10 protein-coding genes are annotated in these 18,549 nt (G+C 66.4%); 5 read left to right on the forward strand and 5 right to left on the reverse strand.

The features are described from left to right. Positions 1–195: 195 nt before the first annotated feature. The 3 genes from PKE71_RS06875 (at position 196) to PKE71_RS06885 (ending at position 6,883) form a co-directional block, all read left to right on the forward strand. Positions 196–2,775: a TonB-dependent receptor gene (locus tag PKE71_RS06875; protein WP_271186210.1), complete on the forward strand. Its 2,580-nt coding sequence runs from the start codon at positions 196–198 to the stop codon at positions 2,773–2,775. Between the two features lie 106 nt (positions 2,776–2,881). Further along, positions 2,882–4,882: a tetratricopeptide repeat-containing sulfotransferase family protein gene (locus tag PKE71_RS06880; RefSeq protein ID WP_271186211.1), complete on the forward strand. Its 2,001-nt coding sequence runs from the start codon at positions 2,882–2,884 to the stop codon at positions 4,880–4,882. Positions 4,883–4,909: 27 nt separating this feature from the next. Continuing rightward, positions 4,910–6,883 (forward strand): BCCT family transporter, encoded by a 1,974-nt coding sequence (locus PKE71_RS06885; RefSeq protein WP_271186212.1) that lies wholly within the window; start codon positions 4,910–4,912, stop codon positions 6,881–6,883. A gap of 9 nt (positions 6,884–6,892) precedes the next feature. On the opposite strand, the gene PKE71_RS06890 is transcribed toward PKE71_RS06885, so the two are convergent. The 5 genes from PKE71_RS06890 to hemN form a co-directional block, all read right to left on the reverse strand. Next, on the reverse strand, positions 6,893–7,870 hold the full coding sequence (locus PKE71_RS06890) for a zinc transporter ZntB (protein WP_271186213.1): 978 nt from the start codon (positions 7,868–7,870) through the stop codon (positions 6,893–6,895). Beyond that, positions 7,863–8,864: a mechanosensitive ion channel family protein gene (locus PKE71_RS06895; RefSeq protein WP_271186214.1), complete on the reverse strand. Its 1,002-nt coding sequence runs from the start codon at positions 8,862–8,864 to the stop codon at positions 7,863–7,865. The genes PKE71_RS06890 and PKE71_RS06895 overlap by 8 nt, the downstream gene beginning before the upstream one ends. A gap of 103 nt (positions 8,865–8,967) precedes the next feature. After that, on the reverse strand, positions 8,968–13,029 hold the full coding sequence (locus tag PKE71_RS06900) for a translocation/assembly module TamB domain-containing protein (RefSeq protein WP_271186215.1): 4,062 nt from the start codon (positions 13,027–13,029) through the stop codon (positions 8,968–8,970). A gap of 3 nt (positions 13,030–13,032) precedes the next feature. Next, on the reverse strand, positions 13,033–14,742 hold the full coding sequence (locus tag PKE71_RS06905) for an autotransporter assembly complex protein TamA (RefSeq protein ID WP_271186216.1): 1,710 nt from the start codon (positions 14,740–14,742) through the stop codon (positions 13,033–13,035). 82 nt (positions 14,743–14,824) lie between these two features. Next, positions 14,825–16,153, reverse strand: a complete 1,329-nt coding sequence (gene hemN, locus PKE71_RS06910; protein WP_271186217.1) for an oxygen-independent coproporphyrinogen III oxidase — start codon at positions 16,151–16,153, stop codon at positions 14,825–14,827. A gap of 181 nt (positions 16,154–16,334) precedes the next feature. Between hemN and zwf the strand changes: the two genes are divergently transcribed. Both zwf and pgl read left to right on the forward strand, forming a co-directional pair. Continuing rightward, entirely contained in the window at positions 16,335–17,810 is a 1,476-nt protein-coding gene (gene zwf / locus PKE71_RS06915; RefSeq protein ID WP_271186218.1) for a glucose-6-phosphate dehydrogenase, read from the forward strand. After that, the gene (pgl, locus tag PKE71_RS06920; protein ID WP_271186219.1) at positions 17,794–18,522 is read left to right on the forward strand and encodes a 6-phosphogluconolactonase; all 729 of its coding nucleotides are present in this window, start codon (positions 17,794–17,796) and stop codon (positions 18,520–18,522) included. The genes zwf and pgl overlap by 17 nt, the downstream gene beginning before the upstream one ends. Positions 18,523–18,549: the final 27 nt, after the last annotated feature.

Raw genomic sequence — 18,549 nt, forward strand, 5'->3', positions numbered from 1 at the left:
TGTCGCTTCTATGTAACGCTTCTTCAAAAGTATCGCAAAAACAAGGAGAACTGACGGCCCGACGGTGGCGGGCATTGCAACGCATCCATGCTGGAATTGATTTCAACTCGAAGCAAGTATGGCCAATTTGCAGACAAGGCTCTAAACCGCTCCCGATCCACTCATTAACGAAATTCAGGGGGCTTCCACCGCGTTATGCTGAAGCAACGAGCACTTACAACCACGATCCTGTCCGCCGCCGCGCTGTCTATCGCCGGCACCGCCCACGCCCAGGTCGATGTCATCACGGTGACTGCGACCAAGCGCGAAAGCTCCACCCAGGACATCCCCGTTGCCGTCAACGCGATGGATGGCGAAACGCTCGAGGAACTCGGCGTCACCATCTTCACCGACTATCTCCAGCAGATGCCCGGCGTGACCGCCGGCGGCGGCGGCCCCGGCCAGAACACGATCTATATCCGCGGCCTCGCTTCGACGACGCCGAACCTGACGGTCGCCGGTGTGGCCGGCCTGGCGCCGAACGTCGCCTTCTATCTGGACGAGCAGCCGCTGGCGCAGCCGGGCCGCAATCTGGACGTCTATGCCGTCGACCTGGAACGCGTCGAGGTCCTGCCGGGACCGCAGGGCACGCTCTACGGTGCGAGCTCGCAGGCCGGTACGGTGCGCCTGATCACCAACAAGCCGGTGCTGGGCGAATACTCCGCCTACGCCAATTTCGACGTGTCCTTTACCGAAAGCGGTGAGCGCAGCCAGAGCGTCCAGGCCGTGGTCAACATCCCGGTCGGTGACAATTTCGCCCTGCGTGGCGTCGCCTTTGTCGACGATCGGGGCGGCTTCATCGACAATGTCCACGGCACGCGCTCGACGGCCGAGTCGGCGCGCTACCGCTCCGCCGGTACCGTGCGCGACAATGGCCTGCCGGTCGCCCCGCGCCGCGAAGGCTTCCAGGCCAATGACGACCTGTCGAACGTCACCTTCATCAATGCCGACAACAGCGCGCTGGTCGAGGACGACTTCAACGACACGACCTATTCCGGCTTCCGCGTCAGCGGCCGCTACGAGTTCAACATCGACTGGCGCGCCACCGTCTCGGTGATGCAGCAGACGCTGGATAGCGAAGGCGTCTTCTTCCAGGACCCCGAACTGGATGACTGGGAAATCCAGCGCTACCAGCCGGACGAACTGGAAGACGAGTTCACCAATGTGGCCTGGACGATCGAGGGCCGCGTCGGTGCTCTGGAAACCGTCTATACCGGTGCCTATACCGACCGCGAGACGGACCAGGTCATCGACTACACGGACTACATGTTCGTCGGTCAGTACTTCCCGGTCTACACCTGCGACAGCTCGGTGAGCTATCCGGGGGGCGGTCTGGATCCCTATGGCACCTGCCATGCCCCGACCGCGAACGTCACCTCGCACACCGAGACCACGGTCGAGAGCCATGAGTTCCGCTTCAACACGCCGGAAGAGAACCGCTGGCGCGTTACCGCGGGCGTCTTCTACTCGAAGACGGAACTGGCCGAGCGGAATGACTACAACTATCTCGGTTCCATGGACCGCGTGAATGCGGACGGCTCCGTCGGCATCAATGCGCTGGGAATCGACCAGTATCCGCTGACCAATGGCGCCGCGACGAACGGCGACATCGCCAATGAGACCCAGGGCTATTTCTCGGATCCGGGTCCGATCCTGGCGCCGACCATCTTCCGCAATGACGTGCTGCGGACCGACGAGCAGCTCGGCTTCTTCGGCGAGTTCAGCTATGACCTCGTGCCGGATGTGTTCGAGATCGTACTCGGTGCGCGCGCCTACGACGTGGAAGTCGATCTCGAAGGCAGCGCCAACTCGGTCTACGATATTCTCTATCCGTTGACCGATGCCAATGGCGACCCGGTCGACGCCCAGACCTACGGCACCAATATCTCCCGCCAGTTCGGTCCGAACGGCCCGGCCGGGGCACCGCAGGTCGCTGCCAGCGACGGCACCATCTTCAAGGTGACCGGCAACTGGACGCCGAACGACACGATGCTGTTCTATGCGACCTATTCGGAAGGCTATCGTCCGGGTCTGCTGAACCGTCCGGGCGGTATCACGCCGGCCAGCGTGCCCGACTACACCACGCCCTATGCCATCGACACCGACGAGGTGCAGAATTACGAGCTGGGCTGGAAGCTCGACCTGTTCGACCAGCAGGTCCGCTTCAACGGCAATGCCTTCTTCGTCGAGATCGAGGGCCTGCAGACGACGATCTTCGATCCGGAAATCACCAATCTCTTCTTCTCGGACAATGCGGCCAACGCCGAAATCCGGGGTGTGGAGGGTGATGTCACCTATGCGCCGATCGAGATGCCGGGCCTGACCGTTGCCGGTGCCTTCTCGATCCTCGACACCGAGATCACCGAAGTGCTCACGCCGACCGATGACGTCGTGCTGGGCTCCGAGCTGGCCTTCGCGCCGGAATTCCAGGCGAACCTGCGGGCGCGCTACGAGTGGCCGGTGTTCAACGACTACACGGCGCACGTCCAGGGCCAGATCGTCCACACCGGCGACAGCCGCACCGACATCATCGAGATCAACTCGATGGATCTGGACGGCTACACCACGCTGGGTGTCCGCACCGGCGTGCGGTCGGACCAGTGGAATGTCGAGCTCTACGTGAACAATCTCACGAACGAGAATGCGGCCCTGTCCGGCAACTTCATCTTTGACCGGGCCCGGGTGAGTGTCACGCGGCCGCGTACCATCGGCGTTCGCGTCGGAGTGCAATACTAGGTCGGGAGCCGTGACGGTTCATCTGACCTGATCGCATGTATAACCGGAAAGCGTCCCGCCCGGCGGCGGGGCGCTTTTCGTTCTGTCTCTCCAGCCCGGAGTCCGTGTGTCCGAAGCCGATCTTTCCGAAGCCCTCAAGACCGCCCAGGCCGAAATGTATGCCGGCCGGTTCGACGCTGCGCTCGTCCAGCTCGACGCGCTTCTGGCGGCCGATCCGCAGCATGTCGACGCGCTCTACATGAAAGCGGTCTGCCTGCGTTACGGCAAGGATCATGCAGGCGCCCGCAAGGCGCTGGACACGCTGAAGGCACAGGCCCCGGATTTTGGCCGGGCCCTGCAGGAAGAGGGGCATCTTTTCCGCGAGACCGGTGACGATGCCGCCGCGATCGCCGCCTATCGTGCCGCGACGATGGCGAACCCGGCCCTGCAGGCCGCCTGGCTGGGGCTTGCCGAAGCGCTCGAGCGCACAGGCGAGCCGGCCGAGGCCCGCCAGTGCCGTGCCCAGGCCGAGGCGCTGACCCGCCTGCCCAAGCCGCTGCTGGCGGCCATGAACCATCTGCACGAGAACCGCCTGCACAAGGCCGAGGGACTGGCGCGCGCCTTCCTGCAGAAGAACCCGAAACATGTCGAGGGGATGCGCATCCTGGCCGAGATCGGCAAGCGGTTCGGCGTGCTCGACGACGCCGAATTCCTGCTGGAAAGCGCAGCAGAGTTCGAGCCGGACAATATCGCCGTGCGGCTCGACCATATCGAGGTGCTGCGCAAGCGGCAGAAGCACGCCGAGGCGCTGTCGCAGGCCGAAGCCCTGCTGGCGCGGGATCCGGACAGTCCGGTCTTCCTGTCGCGCCACGCCGTCGAGGCGCTGGCCGTGGGCGAATACGAAACGGCGCTGGCCGGGTTCGACAAGGTGCTCGCCGCCCTGCCGGACGATGCCGGCACGCATGCCGCCCGCGCGCACGCACTCAAGACGATGGGCCGCACCGGCGAGGCGGTCGAGGCCTACCGCCGGGCCTGCGCGTTGCGGCCGGACTATGGCGAGGCCTGGTACGGGCTGGCCAATCTGAAGACCTATCGCTTCACCGAAGACGAGATTGCGCGGATGCACGAGCAGGAGGCCGCGCCGGGCCTGCGCACCCATGAGCGCATCCACATCTGCTTTGCCCTGGGCAAGGCCTATGAGGACGCCGGCGCCTATGACATGTCGTTTGAATACTATGAACGCGGCAATGATCTGAAGCGCATCCAGACGCGCTATACCTCCGACATCATGGCGCAGGAGCTGAATGCCCAGGCGGCGACGTGCACGCGCGCGCTGTTCGAGGCGCAGGGCGGCAAGGGCTGTCCGGCACCGGACCCGATCTTCATCGTCGGCCTGCCGCGCGCCGGTTCCACCCTGCTCGAACAGATCCTGGCCTCGCACAGCCAGGTCGACGGCACGCTGGAACTGCCTGACATTCTCGCCACCGCCCACCGGCTGCGCGGCCGTACGCGGGGCGAGGACGGGGCGGGCCGCTATCCCGCCATCCTGCACGAGCTCGATGCCGGTCAGCTGCGCGAGCTGGGCGAGGCCTATATCGAAAACACCCGTATTCACCGCCAGGGCGCGCCCTTCTTCACCGACAAGATGCCGAACAATTTCCGGCATATCGGTCTGATCAAGCTGATCCTGCCCAACGCCAGGATCATCGATGCGCGCCGCGCGCCGATGGCGTGCTGTTTCTCCGGCTTCAAGCAGTTGTTCGCCGAAGGCCAGGAATTCACCTACGGGCTCGACGAGGTCGGCCGCTATTATCGCGGCTATGTCGAGCTGATGGATCACTGGAACCGGGTGCTGCCCGGCGAGATCCTGCGGGTGCAGTACGAGGATGTCGTGGCCGATCTGGAGACCCAGGTGCGGCGCATCCTCGACTTCTGTAACCTGCCCTTCGAGCAGGCCTGCCTGGATTTCCACACCACCGAGCGCGCCGTACGGACCGCCAGCTCCGAACAGGTGCGCCAGCCCATCTATGACAGCGGCGTCGAGCAGTGGCGGCATTTCGAACGCCATCTCGATCCGCTGAAGTCGGCTCTGGGGCCTGCCCTCACGAGCTATCGTTCCGGAGCCTGACACACCGCGAAAGCGAGGACTGATCCCATGAAAAAGATCGAACCCGCCGTCTTCTTTCCAGCCGCTGCCCTGGTCTTTGCCGGGGTGGCGTATGCGGTGCTGGCCGGCGACTCCGCCGAGGCGGCCTTCACGGGCCTGCGCAATGCGATCACCGAAACCACCGGCTGGCTCTATTCCGTCGGGGTGGGTTTCTTCCTGATCGCGCTGATCGTCGTCGCCTTCTCCGACTGGGGACGGATCAAGCTGGGTCCGGATGACAGCGAGCCGGAATACGGGTTCGCGCCCTGGTTCGCGATGCTGTTCTCGGCGGGTATGGGGATCGGCCTGATGTTTTTCGGCGTGGCCGAGCCGCTGACCCACTATCTCACCCCGCCGGACGGCGATCCGGAGACACTGGAATCGGCGCGCCAGGCCATCGTGCTGACCTTCTTCCACTGGGGCGTCCATGCCTGGGGGATCTATGTCGTCGTCGGGTTGAGCCTGGCCTATTTCACCTACCGCCACGGCCTGCCGCTGACGATCCGCTCTGCCCTCTACCCGCTGATCGGCGACCGCATCTACGGTCCGATCGGCCATGCCGTCGACACCATCGCCGTGCTGGGCACGCTGTTCGGTGTCGCCACCTCGCTGGGCTTCGGCGTCACCCAGATCAATGCCGGTCTGAACACGCTGTTCGACGTCCCCATAGAACCGGTGGTGCAGCTGATGCTGATCGCCGGGATCACGGCGCTCGCCACGATCTCCGTCGTTGCGGGCCTGGATGCCGGTATCAAGCGGCTCAGCGAGATCAACCTCTATCTTGCCATCGCCCTCATCCTCTTCGTGCTGCTGGCCGGTCCGACGCTCTTCCTGATCAGCGCCTTCGTGCAGAATATCGGTGACTATCTCGACCAGCTGGCGACGCTGACCTTCAATGTCGACGCCTATGGCGACGGTGTGTGGGTGAGCGACTGGACGCTGTTCTACTGGGGCTGGTGGATTTCCTGGTCGCCCTTCGTGGGCATGTTCATCGCCCGCATCTCGCGCGGCCGGACGGTGCGCGAGTTCATTTTCGGTGTCCTGCTGGGCCCGACGCTCTTCACCTTCTTCTGGATGACGGTCTATGGCGACAGCGCCCTGCGTCTCGCGCTGGCCGGACTGGCCGAGCCGATGGTCGATGCCGTGCGCAACGGGCAGAGCGAGCTGGCCCTGTTCGCCTTCCTCGACAATCTGCCCCTGTCCGGCCTGACCTCGGTCCTGGCGATCACCCTGGTGGCGACCTTCTTCGTCACATCTTCGGACTCGGGATCGCTGGTGAAATCGACCCTGGCCTCGGGCGGGTCGCTCAACCCGCCGGTCTCGCAACGCCTTTTCTGGGCCCTGCTGGAAGGCGTGGTGGCGGCCGTTCTGTTGATGGTCGGCGGCCTCGGGGCGCTGCAATCGGCGACGATCGCGGCGGCGCTGCCCTTCACCCTGGTGATCATGCTCGCCTTTTTCGGCCTGTTCCGGGCCTGGTCGGTGGAGACCGCCCGCCGCGCCGGGCGCAAGACCGCCACCCAATTGCCGGTCGAAGGGGCTGCCGTTCCCTGGAAGGCCCGCCTGCGGATGATGTTCTCGCGGCCGACCGGCAAGGAAGTCGACGTCTATATCGAGGAAACCGTGATGCCGGCGCTGGAGTCGGTGGCCGAGGAGCTGAAGAAGTACGGCTACGAGACCGAGCTCGACCAGGCCCGCGGGTGCGCCTCCATGCACGTGAAGGACGAGGACCGGCCGGAATTCGTCTTCCGGGTCGAACGGCGCCTTTATGACGAGCCCTATTTCGCAACGCCCGAGGAAGAAGGCGAGCCGGGCAGCGACTCCGGCAAGAGCGAGGAGGAGTTCGCGCGTGCCGAGGTTGTCCTGTCGGACGGCGGACAGCACTATTGCGTCTACGGCTTCTCGAAAGTGCAGATCATCCGCGAGGTGATGCGCAATTTCGAACGTCACCTGCAATGGCTCTACCACATCGCCCACACGCGGTGAGGTGCGGGGTCAAAGCCATTTCATCAGGCGGAAGAACAGGACCTGGCCGGCGCCGATCGCGGCCATCATGCCGGTGACGATCCAGAAGGCGGAGCCCGACGCGGCGCCGGGCATGCCGCCGACATTGATGCCCAGAAGACCGGTCAGGAAGCCCAGCGGCAGGAAGATCGCGGCCACGAGCGAGAGCACGTAGAGCGTCTTGTTCATCCGGTCGGCGAGGGCGTTGGCCAGCTCGTCCTTGACGATCTGGGCCCGCTCGCGGATCGCGTCGAGGTCTTCGAGATAGCGGGTGATCCGGTCGAGATTCTCCTGCAGCCGGCGTTTGGCGGGCACATCGATCCAGGCGAAGTCGAGTGCGCGCAATTGTGCGACCACATCGCGCTGGGGTGCGAAATAGCGCCGGAAGATGATCGCCTGGCGGCGCAGGGTGACGATGGTCTGGCGGGCCTCGACCGACGGGGAATCCATCACCTCTTCTTCGACATCGTCGAGGGCGACATGAAGATCGGTCATGACCGGTTCCATCCGTTCGAACAGGCGGGCCGACAGGGTGGCGACGAAGTCGCCGGAATGCGTCGGACCGGTGCCGGCATCGAGCCGGTCCTGGATATCGCGCACGGCCTTGAGCGTGCGCAACTGCACCGAGACGATCCGATGGGCATCGACCCACAGCCGGATCGACACCATGTCCTCCGGCTGTGCGTCCTGGTTGAGATTGACGCCGCGCAGGATCAGCAGCGCGCCGCGCTCGAACTCCACCAGACGCGGGCGTGTCTCCTCGGCCAGCAGGGCGTCAACCGCCAGCGGATCGAGATAGTCCAGCTCGGTTTCGATCCAGCGGCGTGTGTCGGGATGGCGCCCGTCGAGATGAACCCAGGCCAGCGCGTCTTCGCGGGCGCGGCTGGAAGCGTCATCCTGCGACAATCGCGTGCCGGATCCATCGCCATTGATCGTGGCGGCGTAGAGGATGGCGCTTTTGTCAGGCATCGCCGCCGTCGCCGGGTTCGCGCTGCGGCTCCTCACGGCCCGGCAGGCCGGTGCGAATGTGCACGTCGCGCTGCGGGAAGGGGATCTCTATGCCGTTCTCGCCGAATTTCCGCCAGATCGCGAACATCACCTCGCTCTGCGGTGCCATACGCCCGTCGACGATGTCGCTGATCCAGAAATAGAGCAGGAAGTCGATCGAACTGTCGCCGAATGTGCGCAGGAAGCAGACCGGTTCCGGGTCGTCCAGGCAGCGCGGGTGTTCGCGCGCGGCTTCCAGCATCAGGGCATGGACCTTTTCCAGATCAGAGCCGTAGGCGACACCGACCGGCACCTCCACCCGCGCCTTCGAGCTGGACAGGGTCCAGTTGGTCACCCGGTTGGTGATGAAGTCCTCGTTCGGGACCAGCACCTCCTTGCCGTCGAACGTCTCGATCAGGATGAAGCGGGCACTCGACCGCCGGACGAAGCCGCTGGTGCCGTCGGGCAGTTCGATCAGGTCGTCTTCTTCCACCGAGCGTTCGAACAGAAGGATCAGTCCGCTGACGAAGTTCGAGGCCACCTTCTGCAGACCGAAGCCCAGTCCGATACCCAGCGCCCCGCCGAACACGGTGAGCGTGGTCAGGTCGAGGCCGATCAGGTCCAGCGCCACAAGGCCGGACAGGATGTACAGGACGATCTGGAAGACCTTGGTCACCAGGACGCGCGTGGTCTTCCGCATCCGGCCGAAGCGTGCCAGGCGCTTTTCTATCAGATCGGACAGGATCGCGGCGGTCCAGAACACGAGCGCGAGGACCAGTATGCCGCGCAGCACGGTGTAGGCGCTGATCCGGATATCGCCGACCTGGTAGGTCAGCGCTTCGGTGTCGAGATACTCGCGCAGCAGTTCGAAATGCCCGGTCAGACCCGCTGCGACAATGCCGGCGAGCGTAAGGAAGACCAGTATCCGGGCCCAGAGCCCGCTCGGTTTGATGATCGAAAGAAGGAAGCTCTTCATGCGTTTGGCGATGATCCGGGTGAACTGCGCTGCTTCCTGCCTAACTCCGGCTGCGCGGACAGGCAAGGATTGCGGGAGACGCCGCCCTGCGGGAGAAACGGGGCTAGTAGTCGCGCCGCCAGCGGATCGCGACCGAGGCGTCGGTGTCGGCAGAGAGGCGCGAGAGCACGGAGAGATCCGGGGTCAGCTGCCACTCGACCAGCGCCTGGCCGAGCGCCGAGGTGCCGCCGGTGCCCAGTTCCACATAGACATTGTCCCCCAGCCGGACGCCGCCGGTGACGGCGATATTGCCGTCGGCGTCGGTCGAGACCGACAGCCGGTCGATCCCGGCCAGATCGCGCAGCTGGCCGACAATGTTCAACAGGCTCTGCCCTGAAAGCTGCGCTGCCAGCTGGGCCGCTTCGAAGGCGCCCAGCTCGCTGACCGACTCGTCGAACAGCAGGCGCGACAGGATCTCGTCTTCCGGCAGGGCGGGATCGCTGCTCAGCGTCACGCTGGGACTGCGCACAGGGCCCTCGATCCGCGCCGTCGCGGAGAAGCCCGTGCGTTCATGCGTTGCGGTCAGGTCGACGCGAGCATCCTCCGGCGCACCGTCGAAACGGACCTCGCCGCCTTCCAGCCGGAAACGGCGGTTGAACACAAAGGCGGTACCGTCGAGCAGCATGGCCCGGCCGCTCAGTTCCGGCTTGCCGACGGCGCCGCCGGCATTGAGGTCGAGCCCCCATTCGGACGAGAAGGTCGATGAGGTGATGTAGATGTTCCGGTCCGCCTCGACGGCATAATCGAGCCGCATCGGCAGCACATTGCGCGAATAGCTCTGCCGGCCCTTGGGCAGGTTGATCTCCTGCACGTCGATTTCCGGGATCGAGGCGGCACCGTTCATCGAGGGGCGGATACGGGCGCGGTCGACATTGGCGGCACCGGAAATCAGCAGGCCCCGGGCGTCGAGCGACAGATTGGCATTGCCGGTCGCCTGTATGGTCATGTCGTCGCGGCGCGCCGCCTGGAACCGGTCGAATTCGAGCTCGGCTTCGCCCCGGGGTCCCTCTGTCGGCAGACGCAGGACGCCGGAACCGGTCAGCCGTCCGCTTTCGCCATCGCTGGCCGACAGTTCGGTCAGTTCCAGGCCGCTGCCATCAAAGGTGGCTGCGAGCTCGAGGTCGCGGATCGTGGCGCCGGTCGCAGTGGCCGTGACCTGACCGCCGGAGAGCTGCAGCCGGCCTGCGAGTTCCGGCGCGCCGCGGACACCGGCGAGGTCGACCTCGGCCACCAGCTCACCTCCATCGATCCGCGCATCCGGCGGCACGAGGAGAGCGGCGAGGTCGGCTATATCGCCGCGAAGGCGCAACCGGCCGGAGACCGGGCTGCCATCCTCGCCGGCCAGCATGGCGAGGCGGGGCGTGAGGCCTTCGCGCACGAGGGTGGCATTGCCGGAGAGATCGTCTCCGGTCAGCGTCATCTCGATACGGGTGTTTTCGGCGACGTCGAGGACGAGATCGGCATCGACGGGCTGTGCGCTGTCGGCCGCAAGCGCTGCAAGGTCGTCGATGCCCAGCGCGGCACCGCCTTGCCAGACGCCATCGATACGTTCCAGCCGGACCTCGCCGGACAGCATGCCCGCCGCCGGCGGGAAGGCGGTGATATCGGCAATGACGGTGACGGGCAGTCCGGCAAGCCCGGCCTCCAGTTCGGCCTGACCGCCGGTGCGGGCATAGCGCCAGGACAGTGTGCCGTCGCCGATCGTGGTGGCACCGCCGGCCCGGTAGTCGCCATCGGCATAGTCCAGCGTGACCGGTTCGGCCGTGCGGATGCGGTGAATGCTCCAGCGGCCCGACGGGCTGAGGCTCAGCGATACGGCACCGTCCTCGCTGATGCCCAGGCGGCCGGCGGCATTGAGGGTCAGCGGGCTGCGCAGGCGTCCGGTCGCGGTCGTCCGCACCGCCATGTCCGACAGGGGACCGTCCAGCCGCAGCGTTGCCTCGGCCAGGTAGCCGCCGGAGAAAGAGTGGCCGGATATGATGAGTTCGGCATCCAGCACACCGTCGCGCAGGGCTTCCGGCGAGGCGGAATAGCGGATGCTGGAACGGGCCCGGTCGCCCAGTTCCATGTCGAAAGCGGCGTCGAGCCGCTGCGTGGTCTGCTCGGCCGAGGCCGAGATCCGGAAGGGACCGATCAGGCTTTCATCGATATGCGCCGACCAGGTGTCGCCGGTACGGGTGACGGCGCCGGTCATGCGGACCGGCTTGCCGTTGCGCGTCGCTTCCAGGATCCAGTCGGCCGTCAGGCTGCCGTCCTGCCAGATGGTCTCGATTGCGAGATTGGGGTCGGTGACCGTGAGCTGGCCAGCGGTGATGGCATTGCTGCGTGTCGCCGTGCGGATCTCGATGCGTCCGTTTCCGGCGGCATTGACACGGAACGCCGTGGCCAGGGCGCCGTCGATCTGTGCAGCCTCCACCGGCAGCTGGCCGGACAGGGCGAGATCGCCTTCGGCTGTCCAGCCATCGCCGCGTGTCTGTCCCCGGCCGGAAAGATCCACGCCGCTGGCGCGGGCGCGGATATCGCGCATCTGCCAGCCATCGTCTGTCCGCGCGACCGTCACCTCACCCTCCAGGTCCCGCAGCAGGTCGGCATAGGCCGGGTCCCAGACGACAGAGGTCGCGTCGACGCCCAGGTGTGCACTTTGCCAGGATTGTGCGTTCAGGGTCAGGCGGGCCGGGCCCGATGCGCGCGATGTGAGGCGGGCAATGTCGTTGATGGCCAGAACCGCATCCAGCGCGGGATCGTCTTCGCCGAGCGGGTAGCGGCCGGAGGCGTCCAGGCGCGCATGGCCGGTCTCGACGGCCAGGCGGTCGATCTCCAGCGCCCGGGCTTGCCCGTCCCAGGTGCCGGCGAAATCCAGCGCCGCCGTGTCGCCGATCAGGGGGGCGGCCTGTTCGACAGCCAGGTGCGGCGATTGCAGGTCCAGCCGGCTCTCGATGATGTAGCGTCCATCGCGGCGCACCACCGTGACAGGGCCGGAGACCCGGTCCGCCGTGACATAGTCGACGGCCAGCGCCTCTGCGGTGAGTTCGCCGTCCAGCCGCAGTCCGCCGCCTGTCTCGACCCGGCCGGACCAGCTTGCCGTACGGGCGGTCACGCGGCCGGAGGTGAGGGCAGCGATCGTGCCGGTACCGGCCCGGGCGCTGACCGTCCAGGCGTTCTCGCCGGCCGGGGCGAGGGTGGCGGAGCCGCTGCTGGTTTCCGCTTCCAGCCGGGTGAAGGTGAAACCGGCCTCGCGGCTGCCCTCGGCGACAATATCGGCGTCACCCGCCAGGTCGCGATAGCTTTCCGGAACCACGCCCCAGCCCTCGACATCGACCCGGCCCTCGGCGCGCCAGTCGCGTTCCGTCCAGTTGATCCGGGCCCGTGCCATCTCCTGGTCGCCGGCCCGAAGGACGACATCGCCATTGCCCGCATCGCCATCGCCCGCGATCTCGCCCTCGGCGTGGATCGTGCGCCCGGACAGGCGCAGCAGGCTGGCGAGCGGTCCGTCGGCGGCACCGAAGGCATCCAGCGTGCCGGCGATACCGCTGGCATCGATGCGCAGGTCGGCGGCAAGGCGGTCGCCCTCGGCGTCGACCCTTTCGGCATCCAGATGGAGGCGTGCACCATCACCGGCACCGGCCTCTGCCGAGGCGTCGATGCGCAGGCGCGACGCCGGTCCCGCGACGCCTTCGGCAAGGGCGAGTTCCGCGACGGTCAGCTCACCCAGGATGAGGGCCGGCAGTTCCGGCAGGCCGCCATCGCTGTCCGGCGCGTCGTCACGCCCGGCCGGCCGGCGCAACACCTCGACCCGGGCCGCGCTGATGCTGCGGACCCGGTAGGGTTTGAACAAGAGGCTCGAGGCCTGCCAGTCGAGGCGGATGTCCTCGGCCGTCAGCCAGACGCCGTCGGCATCGGCGAGTGCCAGCCGGTCCAGATGCAGGCGGGACAGCGGATCGCCGGACAGGCCCTCGATTGCGATCGTCTGGCCGCCGATCTCGCGGCCGTCCAGCTGGCTCGTCACCAGCCAGCGCCCCGGCGCACCGCCTGCCGCCAGACGCAGTCCGGCCAAGAGCGCGGCGAGCATCACGATCGTGATCGCGCTCCAGCGCAGGACGCGGACTATGACCTGGCGCGCTGTCATGAATCAGAAGGCCTGGCCGAGGCTGAAATAGATCTGCACGGGATCCTCGCCATCGCGCCGGTCGAGCGGCGTGGCGATATCGACCCGCACGGGGGCGAAATCGAAGTAGTAGCGCACGCCCACACCGACGGCAGTACGCAGATTGGACAGGTCGGGCTGGCGGTTGCTGGAAGCCATGGCGGAGTCGACAAAGCCGACCACGCCCCAACGCTCGCGCACGCGCCAGCGCAGCTCGGCGCTCGTCTCGACCACGGAAATCCCGCCGAAGGGCGTTCCGTCCGGCGCCTGCGGGCTCAGCGACTGATAGTCGAAGCCGCGCGCGGACCCGCCACCACCGGCATAGAAGCGCTGGTCGGCGGGCATGGCCGTCGCCGAGGCCCCGAAGACGGACCCGGCGCGCATGCGGAGCGCCGCCACAGTCGTGTCGCTGAGGCGGTAATAGGTGCTGGCGCGTCCTTCCAGACGCACATAGTGGCAGTTGCAATCGCCCAGCGTCGTCGCGGGCGTCACCTGGACCATGCCGTAAATGCCGCCGTCCGGATCGAGCGGGTCTGTCCGGGAGTCATAACCGGCGACCAGATCGACGGCGGCCGTGATGACGTCGCGCTCGCCGAAGGCATCGGTGACGCGCGACCAGTCGACGTGTGGGCCGATGCCATAGGTCCGCCGGCCGTCGCGCCGGGTGACTTCGACACCGATCTCCGCTTCTTCCTGCTGGTAGGCGTCCGTGTCCTCGCTGACGAGACCGGCATGCAGGCGCAGGGTCTGGTCGAACCGGCGCCAGTGCGGCCGCGACACGCTGGCCAGCAGCGACTGGTTCAGCGTCGCGATCCCGGCCGACAGGGTCAGGGTCTCGTCATTGCCGCGCAGATTGCGCCGGATCCAGCGCACATTGCCGCCGCCGCCCTCGCTGGTGGAATAGCTGAGCCCGGTCTCGATGGAATGGCGGGCCGAGGGTGTGAGTTCGACATCGACCGGCCGGTTGCCGTCCTCGCCGACCGGACCCAGCGTGATGTCGGCGGCGCCGACGCTGTCCAGCTCGGTCAGGCGTTTCTGGTATTCCAGTATCTCTTCGCGGTTTGCAGGCTCCCCGGTGGTGAAGGGCGACATGCGCGCGATGAATTGCGGGTTCCACGGGCCCGTATCCCGCTCGATCTCGCCATAGGTCGACCACGGCCCCGGCGTATAGCGGAAGGTGATCCGGCCCTCTTCGGTCGCGTGGTCGACCACCACGCGCCGGTCCTCGATCCGCGCGTCGGGCCAGCCGGAATTGTGCAGGGCGACGAGACCCTGTGCTTCGGCATCGATGACCGACTGGGCCCGCAGGGGTGTTCCGGTCTGAAGGCCGATCGCGTCCCGGGCCGTGGCGCGGGCGTCTTCATCGTTGCCGGTTTCCGTTGCTATGTCGGCGATCATGAAGACCGGACCGGGGGTGATCTGGACAACGGCTTCCTGCTGCGGGCCGATCATCGGTTCCAGCGTGGCCGCGTAGTAGCCGCGCGAGCGCAGCAGGCGGCGGGCGCGGTCGGCCGCGGTCCTTGCATCGCGCAACGCGCTCGAAACACCGCCGGCCTGCGCTTCACGCTCGCCGATCGCGGTTTCCAGCGCCGCCCGCAAGGACGCATCCGACACGCCCTCGACCCGGGCCAGCGGATCGGCGAGGGCCGGACTGGTTACCAGCAATGCCAGAACGGGAACGAGTTTGAAGGTCACGCGATATCACCAAGGGCAATTGCCCCGGTTCTATAGAACCTGCCCCGGGCTGTCGTCCCCATCCTGCGACATTAAAACCCTGTCAGACGGCGCGGCTGTGCTTCTGGCCGGCAGGCTGGAAGCCCGGATCGATGCGCGCGGCGATATTGCGCACATAGGGCAGGCCGGCCGGTGTCACCTTCAGATGCCCGTTCTCCAGCCGGGCCAGACCGTCGGCAATGACGCCGTCCAGCGCGTCCGGGTCGAACAGGTCGCCATCCAGCGGAATGTCGAAGGTGCACAGGAGCTGCATGATGCGCTCGCCGATCCGCCCTTCCCGCCAGGACCGGGCGGTGCCGCGCACAATGGCCGAGCCATCGGACACCATCGCCTCGGCATAGCGGGCCGGATCGGGGATGTTCTGGGCATAGCCTTGCGGAGCCTCGGAGATCGAGGAGGCGCCGAAGCCGATCAGGATGTCATAGGGATCGTCGGTATAGCCCTGGAAATTCCGGCGCAGCGAGCCGTCGCGAGCCGCCTGCGCAAGCGGGTCTTCCGGACGGGCGAAATGGTCGAACCCGATTGCTGAATAGCCGGCTTCGGTGAGGGTCCGGGCGGCGGCGAGCATCTGGTCGAACCGGGCCTGGGCACCCGGCAGCCGGTCTTCGGGAATGGCGCGCTGATGCTTCTTGAACCACGGGACATGCGCATAGCCGAAGACCGAGACACGGTCGGCGTCCATCTCGGCGACGGCGCGTGCCGTCGTCTCGACGCGCCCGATCGTCTGGGCGGGCAGGCCGTACATGACGTCCATATTGATCCGGGAAATCCCGGCGCTGCGCAGCGCCCGTACGGCCGCTTCCACCTGTTCGCGGGGCTGGATCCGGTGGATCAGGGTCTGCACTTCCTCGGACAGGTCCTGCACGCCCAGGCTGGCGCGGGTTACGCCGTTTGCAGCCAGCGCCTCGCACAGGCGGCTGTCCAGTCCGCGCGGGTCCAGTTCGACGGCGATTTCCGCGTCGGCGGCGAAGTCGTAGCGGGCGCGCAGTGCATCCATCACGGCACCGAAACGCGCCGGCGACAGCATGTCCGGCGATCCGCCGCCGAAATGCACGTGATGCACCTTGCCGCCTGCAGGGGCCGGACGGGTCGCGATCTCCGTCAGCAAGGCCTCCAGATAGCGCTCGATCCGGCTGTCGCGATTGGGCACGGTCGTGTTGCAGCCGCAATACCAGCACATCGACCGGCAGAACGGGATGTGGACGTAAAGCGAAAGCACGGGTTCGGCCGGCGTTTCCGACATCCATCCCGCCCAGGCGCCGCCGCAGATCCCGTCATTGAACTGGGTTGCCGGCGGATAGGAGGTGTAGCGAGGCACGGCCTCCAGAGCATAGCCGGGCAGAAAAACGGGGGAATGGAGGATGTCGGTCATGGCGGGAACGCAATCATGTGATTATTTTTGCGGACATTACGTCCCGCGTTGCGACCGCGCGATGCGCCCAAAGCGCGCAGGCCGGGGCACGGAAAGTTTTTCGCCCAAGCGGTTATGTTAGGGGTAACATTGCTGTTATAGAGTCTCCCCGGACACACGCCGCAAACCCCCGGAAGGCAGCATGGCCGAACTCGTCCCCGTTGAACCGTTCGATATCGTCGTCTTCGGCGCTACGGGCGACCTTGCCCTGCGCAAGCTGATCCCGGCGCTGTTCCATCGCTGGTGCGATGGCCAGATCACGGCGGATTCACGGATCATTGCAGCGTCCCGGGAGCCGATGAGCGATGATGCGTTCCGCGACATTGCTGCCCGGCACATTTTCGAGCGCGACCCCACGGACGCGCGCCGCAAGGCCTGGTCGGACTTCATCGAGCGCATGCATTATGTCGCCGTCGATGTCAGCGCTCAGGGCGAAGACTGGGCTGACCTGAAAGCGGCGCTGGATCCCGACGAGGACAAGATCCGGCTCTACTATCTGGCCCTTCCGCCTTCCACCTACGGCCAGGCCTGTGCGGGACTTGCCGCGCAGTCGCTGAACACGCCGAATGCCCGGATCGTTCTGGAAAAGCCGATCGGGACGGACTTTCACTCCGCCCGCCGGATCAACGACCAGGTTGGTGAGGTTTTCCGGGAAAACAACATCTTCCGGATCGACCATTATCTGGGCAAGGAAACCGTCCAGAACCTGCTGATCCTGCGCTTTGCGAATTACCTGTTCGAGCCGATCTGGAATGCCAACGGGATCGATCACGTCCAGATCACCGTCGCGGAATCGCTGGGGGCGGGCGAGCGGGCCGGCTATTACGACCGCTCCGGCGCCCTGCGTGACATGGTGCAGAACCATCTGCTCCAGCTCGCCTGCCTCGTGGCCATGGAGCCGCCGGCCTCGCTCGATCCGGATTCGGTGCGCACCGAAAAGCTGAAAGTGCTCAAGGCGCTGCGCCCGATCACGGCGGCGAATGTGTCGCAGGATGTCGTGCGCGGGCAATACCAGGCCGGTGCTGTCGGCGGTTCACCTGTGCCCGGCTATGCCGAGGAGGTCGGGTCCGATACCGGCACCGAGACCTTTGTGGCGATCCGGGCCCAGCTGGAGAACTGGCGCTGGGCGGGCGTGCCCTTCTACATGCGGACCGGCAAGCGCATGGGATCGCGGCGCTCGGAGATCATCGTCCAGTTCAAGCCGGTGCCGCATGACGTTGTCGGAGCGGTCGACGGCGTGTTGCATCCCAACCGGCTGGTGATCCGCCTGCAGCCGGACGAGGGCGTCAAGCTGATGCTGATGACCAAGGATCCGGGACCTGGCGGGCTTCGCCTGCGCTATGTGCCGCTGAACCTGTCCTATGCCGAGCATTTCGAGGCCAACTATCCCGACGCCTATGAGCGCCTCCTGATGGCGGTCGTGCGGGGCAATCTCAGCCTGTTCATGCGGCGCGACGAGGTCGAGGCGGCCTGGCGCTGGGTCGACGGGATCATCCGCGCCTGGGACGAGGGTCAGGCCAAGCTGTATGGCTACCAGGCCGGCACCGACGGGCCGACACAGGCGGCCTTGCTGCTGGCTCGTGAGGACAGGGAGTGGTTCGATGCCATCCGGCACTGACGCACCGCTCCATCCCGTGCAGCATCATGCCGGGATCGACGCGATGACCGGCGAACTGGTCCGGCAGGTGGCGGCCGTGCTCGATACCGCGGTCCGCGCACGCGGTTCGGCGGTCCTGGCAGTATCCGGCGGCTCGACGCCGGCGCCGCTCTACCGCGCCTTGTCGCAGCTCGACATCGACTGGGCCCGGGTGACCGTGCTGCTGGTCGACGAGCGCTGGGTCGAACCGGGTGAAGCGGGATCGAATGAAGGCTTCGTTCGTGAGACACTCCTCACGGGCAAGGCCGCTGAAGCCCGCTTCATTGGCCTGAAGACGGCAGACCCGTCGCCCTTCGATGCCGCGCCAGCCTTGGCCGGGCGGGTGCAGGACGCGGGCCGGATCGATCTTGCCGTGCTTGGCATGGGAAATGATGGCCATACAGCGTCCTGGTTCCCTCATGCCCGCGGACTGGAAGCCGCGCTGTCCGCCGAAGGTCCGCCGGTTGCCGCAATCGAGGCCCGGCCCAGCGCAGTGACCGGCGATCACGTACTGCGCATGACGCTGACCCGGGCCGCGTTGACGCAGGCGCGTCATGTGCTGCTGATGATGCGCGGCAAGGACAAGCTGGCGGCGCTGGAGGCCGCGCACGCCCCGGGGCCGGTCGAAGACATGCCGGTCCGTGCCCTGCTGCGCGATGCGGCGCTGCCGCTGGAAATCCACTGGACCGACTGAAACACCACACACGCAAACGGATGCGAC

Origin of the sequence: Maricaulis virginensis (assembly GCF_027922185.1) — a bacterium.
Classification (GTDB): domain Bacteria; phylum Pseudomonadota; class Alphaproteobacteria; order Caulobacterales; family Maricaulaceae; genus Maricaulis; species Maricaulis virginensis.

Coding starts and splice junctions, on each gene's coding strand:
- PKE71_RS06875 (WP_271186210.1), top strand. CDS start 196: ATGCTGAAGCAACGAGCACTTACAACCACGATCCTGTCCGCCGCCGCG.
- PKE71_RS06885 (WP_271186212.1), top strand. CDS start 4,910: ATGAAAAAGATCGAACCCGCCGTCTTCTTTCCAGCCGCTGCCCTGGTC.
- PKE71_RS06890 (WP_271186213.1), bottom strand. CDS start 7,870: ATGCCTGACAAAAGCGCCATCCTCTACGCCGCCACGATCAATGGCGAT.
- PKE71_RS06895 (WP_271186214.1), bottom strand. CDS start 8,864: ATGAAGAGCTTCCTTCTTTCGATCATCAAACCGAGCGGGCTCTGGGCC.
- PKE71_RS06900 (WP_271186215.1), bottom strand. CDS start 13,029: ATGACAGCGCGCCAGGTCATAGTCCGCGTCCTGCGCTGGAGCGCGATC.
- hemN (WP_271186217.1), bottom strand. CDS start 16,153: ATGACCGACATCCTCCATTCCCCCGTTTTTCTGCCCGGCTATGCTCTG.
- zwf (WP_271186218.1), top strand. CDS start 16,335: ATGGCCGAACTCGTCCCCGTTGAACCGTTCGATATCGTCGTCTTCGGC.
- pgl (WP_271186219.1), top strand. CDS start 17,794: ATGCCATCCGGCACTGACGCACCGCTCCATCCCGTGCAGCATCATGCC.